General features: G+C 72.8%; 9 protein-coding genes. 5 read left to right on the forward strand and 4 right to left on the reverse strand.

Annotated elements, in window-relative coordinates:
* Nucleotides 1-400 precede the first annotated feature (400 nt).
* Complete coding sequence (locus ACZ6Y1_RS36180; protein ID WP_469640169.1) at nt 401-1,351, reverse strand: EamA family transporter; 951 nt, start codon at nt 1,349-1,351, stop codon at nt 401-403.
* A gap of 223 nt (nt 1,352-1,574) precedes the next feature.
* Between ACZ6Y1_RS36180 and serC the strand changes: the two genes are divergently transcribed.
* Genes serC through ACZ6Y1_RS36195 form a run of 3 tightly spaced genes read left to right on the forward strand, consistent with a single transcriptional unit; the run spans nt 1,575 to nt 6,237 of the window.
* Nucleotides 1,575-2,693, forward strand: coding sequence for a phosphoserine transaminase (serC, locus tag ACZ6Y1_RS36185; RefSeq protein WP_469640171.1), 1,119 nt, complete (start codon nt 1,575-1,577; stop codon nt 2,691-2,693).
* A gap of 8 nt (nt 2,694-2,701) precedes the next feature.
* Nucleotides 2,702-3,121 (forward strand): sortase domain-containing protein, encoded by a 420-nt coding sequence (locus ACZ6Y1_RS36190; protein WP_469640174.1) that lies wholly within the window; start codon nt 2,702-2,704, stop codon nt 3,119-3,121.
* Nucleotides 3,118-6,237: a sacsin N-terminal ATP-binding-like domain-containing protein gene (locus tag ACZ6Y1_RS36195; RefSeq protein ID WP_469640176.1), complete on the forward strand. Its 3,120-nt coding sequence runs from the start codon at nt 3,118-3,120 to the stop codon at nt 6,235-6,237. The genes ACZ6Y1_RS36190 and ACZ6Y1_RS36195 overlap by 4 nt, the downstream gene beginning before the upstream one ends.
* 99 nt (nt 6,238-6,336) lie before the next feature.
* On the opposite strand, the gene ACZ6Y1_RS36200 is transcribed toward ACZ6Y1_RS36195, so the two are convergent.
* Both ACZ6Y1_RS36200 and ACZ6Y1_RS36205 read right to left on the reverse strand, forming a co-directional pair.
* The gene (locus ACZ6Y1_RS36200) at nt 6,337-8,805 is read right to left on the reverse strand and encodes a cation-translocating P-type ATPase (RefSeq protein WP_469640178.1); all 2,469 of its coding nucleotides are present in this window, start codon (nt 8,803-8,805) and stop codon (nt 6,337-6,339) included.
* 321 nt (nt 8,806-9,126) lie between these two features.
* Nucleotides 9,127-9,411, reverse strand: a complete 285-nt coding sequence (locus ACZ6Y1_RS36205) for a DUF2530 domain-containing protein (protein WP_469640180.1) — start codon at nt 9,409-9,411, stop codon at nt 9,127-9,129.
* A gap of 128 nt (nt 9,412-9,539) precedes the next feature.
* Between ACZ6Y1_RS36205 and ACZ6Y1_RS36210 the strand changes: the two genes are divergently transcribed.
* Nucleotides 9,540-11,000, forward strand: a complete 1,461-nt coding sequence (locus ACZ6Y1_RS36210) for an NCS2 family permease (RefSeq protein WP_469640182.1) — start codon at nt 9,540-9,542, stop codon at nt 10,998-11,000.
* A 35-nt stretch (nt 11,001-11,035) separates the two neighbouring features.
* Here ACZ6Y1_RS36210 and ACZ6Y1_RS36215 read toward each other — a convergent pair whose 3' ends face one another.
* On the reverse strand, nt 11,036-11,218 hold the full coding sequence (locus tag ACZ6Y1_RS36215; RefSeq protein ID WP_030156886.1) for a hypothetical protein: 183 nt from the start codon (nt 11,216-11,218) through the stop codon (nt 11,036-11,038).
* A 128-nt stretch (nt 11,219-11,346) separates the two neighbouring features.
* Here ACZ6Y1_RS36215 and ACZ6Y1_RS36220 point away from each other — a divergent pair, with 128 nt between their 5' ends.
* Nucleotides 11,347-11,784: a MarR family winged helix-turn-helix transcriptional regulator gene (locus ACZ6Y1_RS36220; RefSeq protein WP_469640184.1), complete on the forward strand. Its 438-nt coding sequence runs from the start codon at nt 11,347-11,349 to the stop codon at nt 11,782-11,784.
* Nucleotides 11,785-11,796: the final 12 nt, after the last annotated feature.

Here is an 11,796-nt window from a genome sequence, read left to right on the forward strand (position 1 = left end):
GTGGCGGGACGGCCTGTCAAGGGTCGCCGCAGGCGATCGCGAAGCGACGCGACCGCAGGGAGCGCCCTTGACAGGACGGCCCGACGCGGAAGGACAGTGGGGCTGACGGGAAATCCCCAACCCTTTCTCGCTCCCGACCGGCCGGGGCACCGCCGAACCCGCGCCCCCACCCCCGGCCCGCCCCTCCGCGCAGCGCGCGCGAAGACCGCCCCGCAAGCCCCGCCCGAACCGTCGAAGCCCCCTCCCCGGACGACGCCCGCCACGCCCCCACCACCCGCACCCGGAGGCGGGTGGGCAACCGCCGACCCGGAGGGGCGGGCTGCAGGGGGGAAGGCCCCGAGCGCGTGTCGATTCGTACAGCCGCGACCCCCTGCGCGGCACCGGCCTCGCGCCGTTCCTCCTACTCCCCCCGCTTCCCCACCTGCGACCTGACCGCGCCCATGCTCGCCGCGATGACCAGGGCGATGGCCAGGGCGTCCAGGGCCGACATCGCCTGGTGCAGGACCAGGAAGCCCGCCGTGGCCGCGATGGCCGGTTCCAGGCTCATCAGGATCGCGAAGGTGGGGGCCGGCAGCTTGCGCAGGGCCAGGAGTTCCAGGGTGTACGGGAGGACGGAGGACAGTACGGCCACCCCGGCGCCCAGCGCGAGGGTGCTCGGGTGCAGCAGGGCCGAGCCCGCTTCGAGGACGCCGAGCGGCAGCGAGATCACCGCGGCCACCGCCATCGCCAGGGCCAGGCCGTCGGCCTGCGGGAAGCGGCGGCCGGTACGTGCGCTGAAGACGATGTACGCCGCCCACATCGCGCCCGCCCCCAGGGCGAAGCCGGCGCCGAGCGGGTCGAGGCCGCCGAAGCCGCCTCCGCCGTGGCTGGAAAGGAGGACGACGCCCGCGAGGGCGAGCCCCGCCCACAGCAGGTTGACCAGGCGGCGGGAGACGATGACGGACAGCGCCAGCGGGCCCAGCACCTCCAGGGTGACGGCGGGGCCGAGCGGGATGCGGTCGATGGCCTGGTAGAAGAGGCCGTTCATGCCGGCCATGGCGACGCCGAAGGCGATCACGGTGCGCCAGTCGGCGCGCGAGTAGCCGCGCAGCCTGGGCCGGCACAGGAGCAGCAGCACGATCGCGGCGGCGGCGAGGCGCAGGGTGACCACCCCGGCCGCTCCGACCCTGGGCATGATCGTGACCGCGAGGGCGGCGCCGAACTGCACCGAGATGCCCGCCGCGATCACCAGCGCGACCGGCCCGAGGCGGGCCGTCCCCCCATGAGCGGCGGCCGGTGCGCCGGCCGTGGCGGGCGCGGCTTCCCTGGTGGCGGGGGTGGTGGGGCTGGAGGAGGGCGCGGGCGCGGTCATCTCCCCAGGGTAGACCGGGGGTAAGGAGTGTTGCTGCGTGTGTTTCCTTACATGTGTTCGGTGAGCGGTACCGGGCCGGGCGGTGCGCGTGTGATGTGTTGCGCACCGTAGTCGCGCCATAGCCCGGCGAAAACCCCGCGAAACACCGCCGACCGTCCGCCACGGCGTCTCATCCGGTGGACGCGGCGCGGTGGCGCCCACCTGGACCCGATACGCTCCGCCCGTGGCTGAGATCCAGATTCCCGCTGACATCAAGCCCGCCGACGGACGCTTCGGCGCGGGCCCCTCCAAGGTGCGGACCGAGGCGCTGGACGCCCTCGCCGCCACCGGTAACTCCCTGCTCGGTACCTCCCACCGCCAGGCCCCGGTCAAGAACCTGGTCGGCTCGGTGCGCCAGGGCCTCCGGGACCTCTTCTCCCTCCCCGAGGGCTACGAGGTGATCCTGGGCAACGGCGGCTCCACCGCCTTCTGGGACATCGCGACCGCCGGTCTGATCGAGCGGAAGTCCCAGCACCTCACCTTCGGCGAGTTCTCCTCCAAGTTCGCCAAGGCCGCGAAGCTCGCGCCGTGGCTGGACGAGCCCTCGGTGATCTCCTCCGAGCCGGGCACGCACCCCGAGCCGGTCGCCGAGGCGGGCGTGGACGTGTACGCGTACACGCACAACGAGACCTCGACGGGTGTCGCGGCGCCGATCAAGCGCGTCGCGGGTGCCGACGCCGGTTCGCTCGTCCTGGTGGACGCGACCTCCGGTGCGGGCGGTCTGCCGGTGGACATCACCGAGACCGACGTCTACTACTTCGCCCCGCAGAAGTCCTTCGCCTCGGACGGCGGCCTGTGGCTGGCCGCGTTCTCGCCGGCCGCGCTGGAGCGCGCCGCCCGCGTGCACGCGTCGGGCCGGCACATCCCGGAGTTCTTCTCGCTGCCGACGGCGATCGACAACTCGCTGAAGAACCAGACGTACAACACCCCGGCGCTGGCCACCCTCTTCCTGCTGAACCAGCAGCTGGAGTGGATGAACAGCCAGGGCGGTCTGGAGTTCACCACCGGCCGTACGGCCGCCAGCGCGCGCAACCTGTACGGCTGGGCGGAGGCCTCGAAGTACGCGAGCCCGTTCGTGCAGGACGCCGACAAGCGCTCGGCGGTCATCGGCACGATCGACTTCTCGGACGACATCGACGCGGCGGCCGTCGCGAAGGTGCTGCGCGCCAACGGGATCGTGGACACCGAGCCGTACCGCAAGCTCGGCCGCAACCAGCTCCGTATCGCGATGTTCCCGGCGATCGACCCGGCGGACGTGCAGGCGCTGACGGCGTGCATCGACTACGTCATCGAGCAGCTCTGACCTGACCGTTGAGCAGAGCGAGCCCCCGGCGACCACCCGGTCGCCGGGGGCTCCGTGCTTTCGGGCCCGGACCGGGACCTTCGTCCCAAAGATCGGCGCAAAGAGCCATTGAGCGGAAGATCTTCGCGCCGAAGAGGGGCGAGGAGATCGACGTGCACCGGACCGACGGCACCACCGCCGTCTTCGCCGTCGACGAGGTCGACACCTTCAAGAAGGACGCCTTCCCCACCGACAGGGTCTACGGCGACACCCACGGCACGGCCGGTCTCCGTGTCATCACCTGCGGCGGAAACCTCACGAAGGACCGGCACTGGGACTCCGACGTCGTCGTGTTCGCCCACCTCACGGGCAAGGCCCGGCCCCGTACGCGATACCTTCAGGGCTCCGGGGTCAGCACCCCGGGAAGCGACTTGGAGGCAGCGGCGTGAGCGTGCGAGTGACGGCGGCCCAGAGCGGCGTGGACCCCTTCGGCACGGCCCGGCTGCGGCGGGGCGTGCTCGACGCGTGGGGCGCGGGTCCGGCCCGGTTCCGTGAGGACGCCAACGCCGAGGAGGACCTCGCGCTCGGCGGCTACCGCGACCGGCTCGTCGTCGAGCTGGCGCAGAACGCCGCCGACGCCGCCGCCCGCGCGGGCGTGCCGGGCCGGCTGCGGCTCACCCTGCACCCGGGCGACGGCGAGCACGAGCACGCCGTGCTGGCCGTCGCCAACACCGGGGCCCCGCTGGACGCGACGGGCGTGGAGTCGCTGTCCACGCTGCGGGCCTCCGCCAAGCGGGAGCCCGAGCACGACAGCGTCGGCCGCTTCGGCGTCGGCTTCGCCGCCGTCCTGGCCGTCTGCGACGAGCCCGCGGTGCTGGGCCGGCACGGCGGGGTCCGCTGGTCCCTGGCCGAGGCCCGCGAGCTGGCGCGGGGCGCCGCCGTCGGCAGCCCCGGCCTCGGCGACGAGCTGCGCCGCCGTGACGGGCACGTCCCGCTGCTGCGCCTCCCGCTGCCCGCCGAGGGCACCGCGCCCGAGGGCTACGACACCGTCGTCGTCCTCCCGCTGCGCGACGCGGCCGCCGAGGACCTCGCCGAACGGCTGCTGGCCGGCATCGACGACGCCCTGCTGCTGACCCTGCCGGGGCTGCGCGAGGTCGTCGTGGACACGCCCGCCGGCGGCACCCGCACCCTGTACCGCCGCGACGAGGGCCCGTACACCGTCATCGAGGACTCCCGGACCGGCACCAACCGCTGGCGCACCGTGCGCCACGGCGGCCCCATCGAGCGGGCCCTGCTCGCCGACCGGCCCGTGGAGGAGCGGCTGCGGCCCGCCTGGGCGGTGTCCTGGGCGGTGCCCGTCGACGCCGAGGGCGCCCCGGTGCGCCCCGCCACCGCGCCGGTCGTGCACGCGCCGACCCCGACCGACGAGCCGCTGGGCATCCCCGCCCTGCTCATCGCGACCCTGCCACTGGACACCTCCCGCCGGCACCCCGCGCCGGGACCGCTGACCGACTTCCTCGTGGAGCGCGCGGCCGACGCGTACGCCGAACTCCTCGGCGGCTGGGAGCCGGTGAGCCCCGCGCTCGTGGACCTCGTACCGGGCCCGCTCGGCAAGGGCGAGCTCGACGGGGCCCTGCGCGCCGCCGTCCTGAAGCGGCTCCCCCGCACCGCGTTCCTCGCCCCGGCGGCCCCCTCCGAGGAGCTGTCGGCGCTGCGCCCCTTCGAGGCCGAGGTCGTGGAGGGCGCGGGCGCCGACACCGTGCGCGTCCTCGCGGAGGTGCTGCCGACCCTGCTCCCGGCGGGCCTGGAGCGCCGCCCCGAGCTGCGCACCCTGGGCGTGGGCCGGCTCCCGCTCGGCGACGCCATCGAGCGGATCGCGGGCATCGAGCGCACCCCCGAGTGGTGGCACCGGCTCTACGACAGCCTCGCCGGCGTCGACCCGGACCGGCTGTCCGGGCTGCCCGTGCCGCTCGCCGACGGCCGTACGACCATCGGCCCCCGCCACGTCCTGCTGCCGTATGCGGACACCCCGGCGGACCTGGCCCGCCTCGGCCTGAAGGTGGCCCACCCGGACGCCGCGCACCCGCTGCTGGAGAAGCTCGGCGCCCTCCCGGCGACGGCGCGGGCCGTGCTGACGACCCCGCAGGTGCGGGCGGCCGTCGCCGCCTCCCTGGACGCGGGCGAGATCTGGGACGAGGACGCTGACACCCCGGACGCCGACGAGCTCGCCGAGATCGTCCTCACGCTGGTCCGCGACGCCGAACTGGCCCCCGGTGACGAGCCCTGGCTGGGCGCGCTGGCCCTGCCCGACGAGGACGGCGAGCTGACCCCGGCGGGCGAACTGCTGCTGCCCGGAAGCCCGCTGGCCTCCGTCATCCGCGAGGACGAGGTCCCGTACGTGGACGCCGAGCTGGCGGCCCGCTGGGACGCGGACACCCTCACCGCGTGCGGGGTGCTGGCCGCGTTCCAGCTGGTCCGCGCCACCGACGTGGTCCTCGACCCGGACGAACTGGAGCCGCGCGAGGGCGACTTCGCCGAACCGGACGACGCGGGGCTGCTGGACGCGGTCGACGTGTGGTGCGAGGACGTCCTGGACCAGCTCCCGGACCTGCCCGTCCCCCCGGTGGCCACGGAACTCGTCGCCGTCCGCGACCTCGACCTGGTCGACGACGACTGCTGGCCCCAGGCCCTCGCGATGCTCGCGCAGCCGCCGCTGCGCGACGCGCTGACCCAGCCCGTGCGCGTCCTCCTGCCGGACGGCACCACGCAGTCGGTGCGCCCGTACACGGCGTGGTGGCTGCGCGACCACCCGGTGCTCGACGGCCGCCGCCCGGCGGGTCTGCGCGCGGCGGGCGGTGACCCGCTCCTGGAGGGCCTGTACACGTCGGCGGACGCCACCGGCTTCGAGGACGAGCAGGTCCTGCGCGCCCTGGGCGTACGGACCACGGTCGCGGCCCTCCTCGACGAGCCCGGCGGCGCGGCCGAGCTCCTGGGCCGGCTCGCCGACCCGGACCGCGAGGTGACGGGCCGCCAGCTGCACGGCCTGTACGGGGCGCTGGCCGACCTGGACCCCGAGCAGGTCACCCTGCCGGACGAGCTGCGCGCGGTGGTGGACGGCGAGGTCCGGGTGGTGGACGCGGCCGACGCGGTCATCGCCGACGCCCCCGACCTGCTGCCCCTGACGGCGGGCCTCCCTCTCCTGCCCGTCCCTCCGTCCCGGGCCGCCGACCTGGCGGACCTCCTCCAGGTCCGCCGCCTCTCGGAGACGGTTCCGGCGGAGGTGACGACTCCGGGCGAGGAGCACGAGGTACCGGAATCCGTCCGCGTCCTCCTCGGCCCGTCCACCCCGCTGACGTACCTCGAACACGAGGAGCTGATCGCGGGCGGCACCGAACTCGACTGGCGCCTCACCCCGGACGGCACCCTCCACGCCGCCACCCTGGAGGGCGTGGCGGCCGGCCTCGCCTGGTCGGCGGGCCAGTGGCCCCGCCGCTTCGAGGTTGCGGCCCTCCTGGAGGACCCGTCCCGCACGGCGGAACTGGCCCGCGACCGCTGGTTCGACTAGCCGGTCCCCGGCTTCGGGGTGACCTGCGCGATCCTGCGGGCGGGCCGGGGCCGCACCCGGCAGCCCGACAGGCCGGCAGCCCGGCAGACCGTCAGGCCGTCAGGCCGGGAAGCGCCGGTTCACCCACCGGAAGGTGAACTCGATCAGGGTGGCCGCCGCCGCGGCGACGGCCACCGCGATCCAGGGCATCGTGACGCCCACCAGCTTCAGCTGGAAGAAGTCCTGCAGCCACGGCACGACCAGGACGATCAGGAACGCGCCGCCCATCGCGCCGACGAGGGCGATCCGCCACCAGGTGTACGGGCGGGCGATGATCGCCAGGACCCACATCGAGGTGAGGAAGAGCGTCAGGGTGGCGGCGCTGGTCTCCGCGTTGAGGGAGTCGGGGCCCGTGTAGTACGCGCGGGCGATCAGGTACGTGACGAAGGTGGCCGTGCCCGCGATCACGCCGCCGGGGATCGCGTACCGCATCACGCGCCTCACGAAGTGCGGTTTCGCGCGCTCCTTGTTGGGGGCCAGGGCCAGGAAGAAGGCCGGGATGCCGATGGTGAGGGTGGACAGCAGGGTCAGGTGGCGGGGCAGGAAGGGGTACTCGACCCGCGAGCAGACCACCAGGATGGCGAGGAGGACCGAGTAGACGGTCTTCGTCAGGAAGAGGGTCGCGACCCGGGTGATGTTGCCGATGACCCGTCGGCCCTCGGCCACCACCGATGGCAGCGTCGAGAAGCTGTTGTTCAGCAGCACGATCTGGGCGACCGCGCGGGTGGCCTCGGAGCCCGAGCCCATCGAGACGCCGATGTCGGCGTCCTTGAGGGCGAGCACGTCGTTGACGCCGTCGCCCGTCATGGCGACCGTGTGCCCCTTGGACTGGAGGGCGCCGACCATGTCGCGCTTCTGCTGCGGGGTGACGCGGCCGAAGACCGTGTTCTCGTCCAGGGCCTCGGCCATCTCGGCCCGTTCGGCGGGGAGCCTGCGGGCGTCGACGGTGTTCTCGGCGCCCGGCAGCCCCAGCTTGCCCGCGACCGCGCCGACCGAGACCGCGTTGTCCCCGGAGATGACCTTGGCCTTGACGTCCTGGTCCTCGAAGTAGCGCAGGGTGTCGGCCGCGTCGGGGCGCAGCCGCTGCTCCAGGACGACGAGGGCGGTCGGCCTGACGCCGGTGGCCACGGCCTCGTCGTCGAGTTCGCGGGCGGAGCGGGCGAGCAGCAGGACGCGCAGGCCCTGTTCGTTGAGGTCGTTGATCTCGTCGAGCGCCGGATCCCCGGCCGGCAGCAGTACGTCGGGGGCGCCCAGCAGCCAGGTGTTGTTCTCGCCGTCGCCCTCGCTGAAGCTGGCGCCGCTGTACTTGCGGGCGGAGGAGAAGGGCAGCGACTCGGTGCAGCGCCACTCCGCGCTGTCGGGGTAGGCGTCGATGATCGCCTGGAGGCTGGCGTTGGGGCGAGGGTCGGACTCGCCGAGGGCACCGAGCACCTTCTTGACGTACTCCGGTTCCGCGCCGCCGAGCGGGCGGAGCTCGGTGACGTCCATGCCGCCCTCGGTGAGGGTGCCGGTCTTGTCGAGGCAGACCACGTCCACGCGGGCGAGGCCCTCGATGGCGGGGAGTTCCTGGACCAGGCACTGCTTGCGGCCGAGGCGGATGACTCCGATGGCGAAGGCGACGGAGGTGAGCAGGACGAGCCCCTCGGGAATCATCGGGACGATGCCGCCGACGGTGCGGGCGATGGCGTCCTTGAGGTTGGAGTCCTTGCCGGCGAGCTGGCTGATGATCAGGCCGATCGAGGTCGGGATCATCATCCAGGTGACGTACTTGAGGATGGTGGAGATACCGGAGCGCAGTTCGGAGTGGACGAGCGTGAAGCGGGAGGCCTCTTCGGCCAGCTGGGCGGCGTAGGCCTCGCGGCCGACCTTGGTGGCGGTGAAGGCGCCGCCGCCCGCGACGACGAATGAGCCGGACATGACCGGGTCGCCGGGCTTCTTCAGGACGGGGTCGGCCTCGCCGGTGAGCAGGGACTCGTCGATCTCCAGGCTCTCGGCCTCACCGACGGAGCCGTCGACGACGACCTTGTCGCCGGGACCGAGTTCGATGACGTCGCCGAGGACGATCTCGGAGGTGGAGATCTCGGCGGTGCGGCCGTCGCGGCGGACGCTGGGCCTGGCCTCGCCGATGACGGCGAGGCCGTCGAGGGTCTTCTTGGCGCGCAGTTCCTGGATGATGCCGATGCCGGTGTTCGCGATGATCACGAAGCCGAAGAGGGTGTCCTGGATCGGCGCGACGATGAACATGATCACCCAGAGGACGCCGATGATGGCGTTGAAGCGGGTGAAGACGTTCGCGCGGACGATGTCGGCGGTGGAGCGGCTGCTGCGCACGGGGACGTCGTTGACGTCGCCGCGCGCGACGCGTTCGGCGACCTCCGCGGTGGTCAGCCCGGCGGGCTTGAACCGGGGCGCGGGGGGCCGCACGGGGTGCACGGGGTCGAGCTCGGCGCCCGCGTCGATGGCGGCCCCGCCGACGGCGGCGGTGCGCCGCTCCGGCCCGTCGTGGTCGATGTCTGCCCGCTGCGTCATGGTTTCGACGTTAAGCGCGGTTCGAGCGCTTTACCCGCCGAGAAGTCCGAAGATCCGACTTCGGGATGACCGGGATCGTCCCCAGGTCGGGCAAGCCCGGCCACGGACCTCCGCCGAGTCACCCAGGGACTGCCCCGGTCACGGGGGCCCGGTCACGGGGGGTACCGGTCACGAGGGCCCGGTCACGGGGAGGCCCGGGCACGAGGGGTGCCGCGTTGCGGGTGCCCCGGTCACGGGGGGGTGCGCCCCGTTGCGGGCGTCCCGGTCACGGGGAGGGTGCCCCGGCGCGGGGGCCCGTCGCCGGGGCGGGCCGCCCTGCCGCTAGGGCTGGTCGGTCGGCGCTGCGGCAGCCGCGGCGGCCTCGGCCGCGTGGCGTTTGAGGGCGGCGTCGCGGCCGCGGACGTACCAGATGCCGATCAGGCCGAGGAAGCCGCCGGCCGCGCAGGTCCAGACCCACCACAGCAGGTCCCGGTCGGCGAACCAGCCGTAGAAGGGGAGCTGGGCGAGGAACATGGCGAACCAGAGGACCGTGCCGCCCACGATCGTCGCGACGACCGGTCCCTCCAGGGGCTCGGGCGCCTCGTGCTTCGGAGTCCATTTCGCCATGCGCCAAGTCTAGGCGCCGCGATGCGGGGTCTACGCGCGGAGATGGACGGGCCTTCGTTCATGTGTTCATACTGAAACGGTTTGGGCCAGGCCCATTTTCTTCGTATGAACCCCCATTTGAGGACCGTATGAGCACCTCGGCCCCCGCCCCCGAAGCCATCCGTCCGGAGCCTTCCCCCCGGAAACCCTCTGGCGCCATGGACCGCTACTTCAAGATCTCCGAGCGCGGCTCGACCGTCGGCCGCGAGATCCGCGGCGGCTTCGCGACCTTCTTCGCGATGGCCTACATCATCGTGCTGAACCCGATCATCCTCGGCAGCGCCAAGGACATGTACGGGCACCAGCTCGACGGCGGCCAGCTCGTCACGGCGACCGTCCTGACGGCGGCCTTCACCACCCTCCTCATGGGTGTCATCGGCAACGTCCCGATCGCACTGGCCGCAGGCCTCGGCGTCAACACGGTCGTCGCCCTCCAGCTCGCCCCGCGCATGAGCTGGCCCGACGCCATGGGCATGGTGGTCCTGGCCGGCTTCGTCGTGATGCTGCTGGTGGCGACGGGCCTGCGCGAGCGGGTCATGAACGCCGTCCCGCTCGGCCTGCGCAAGGGCATCGCCATCGGCATCGGCCTGTTCATCATGCTGATCGGCCTGGTCGACTCCGGCTTCGTCACCCGCATCCCGGACGCCGCGCACACCACGGTCCCGCTCCAGCTCGGCACCGACGGCCACCTCCACGGCTGGCCCGTCCTGATCTTCGCGGTCGGCGTGCTGCTCACCCTCGCGCTGCTGATCCGCAAGACGCCCGGCGCGATCCTGATCTCGATCGTGGCCATGACCGTCGTCGCGGTCGTCGTCCAGCTGGTCGCCGGTCTCCCGGACTCCGGCTGGGGCCTGACCGTCCCCGAGTGGCCGGGCAACCCGGTGGCCGCGCCCGACTTCGGGCTCGTCGGCCAGGTCAGCCTCTTCGGCGGCTTCGGCAAGGTCGGGGTGCTGACGGGCGCCCTCTTCGTCTTCACCGTGCTGCTGTCCTGCTTCTTCGACGCCATGGGCACGATCCTCGGCGTCGGCGACGAGGCGAAGCTGATCGACAAGAAGACCGGCGAGTTCCCCGGGATCAACCGCGTCCTGCTCGTCGACGGCCTGGCCGTCGCCTCGGGCGGCGCGACCTCCTCCTCGGCGACCACCTGCTTCGTGGAGTCCACGGCCGGTGTCGGCGAGGGCGCCCGCACGGGTCTGGCGAACGTCGTGACGGGCGGCCTCTTCGCCGTGGCGCTGTTCCTCACCCCGCTCGCCACGATGGTGCCGTCCCAGGCGGCCACCCCCGCCCTGGTGGCGGTCGGATTCCTGATCCTGGCGGGCTCGGTCAAGGACATCGACTGGAGCGACTTCACCATCGCCGTCCCGGCCTTCCTGGCCATGGTGATGATGCCCTTCACGTACTCGATCACCAACGGCATCGGCATCGGCTTCGTGAGCTTCTGCGCGCTGCGGCTGGCGACCGGCCGGGGCCGGGACGTCCCGGTGCCCATGTACGTCGTGTCGGCGGTGTTCGTCTTCTACTACGCGATGCCCGCCCTCGGCCTCACGTAAGGCTCACGCCGGCCTCACGGGGGCCGTGCGCGGGCTCACGTCAGCCCGTAGAACTTCTCTGTCTCGTCGACGGCCGCCTTGAAGCGCTCGTCGAAGTCGTCGCGAATGAGCGTCCGGACCACGTAGTCCTGGACGCTCATTCCGCGTTTGGCGGCATGAGTCCGGAGCCTGTCGAGGAGCTCCCCGTCTATGCGCATGCTCAGCACATGTGTCCCCATGCCGAAAGAGTCGGGCTGAGGCCGTGTACGCGTGTCACTTTCCGCGCCCCACTCACCCTTATGAGTGATGAGGGCTCGAACGGCGAACCCGGTGTTCTTTAGCGAGAGTAATGAGTTACTCTAAAGACATGCGTGACCTTTCCCATGGCGACGACGCTGCCGCCGTGAACGACCTCCGCTCCGCCGTCATGCGGCTGGGCCGGCGCCTCAAGCACCAGCGCGTCGACGAGTCGCTGAGCCCCACCGAGATGTCGGTGCTCGGCACCCTCGCCCGCTGCGGCCATGCCACCCCCGGTGAGCTGGCCCGGCGCGAGCACGTACAGCCGCCGTCGATGACCCGCATCGTCGCCCTGCTGGAGGCCAAGGGCCTGGTCACGCTGGAGCCGCACCCCGACGACCGCCGGCAGAAGGTGGTCCGCCAGACCGAGGAGGCCGAAGCGATGCTCGAAGAGAGCCGTCGTAAGCGCAACGCCTTCCTGGCCGGGCTCGCGGCCGAGCTGACCGAGGAGGAGTGGGCCAAGCTGCGCGCGGCCGCACCCGTCCTGGAGAAGCTCGCGCACTTGTAAGGACGACGCCAG

This window comes from Streptomyces sp. NPDC053432 (genome assembly GCF_055585365.1).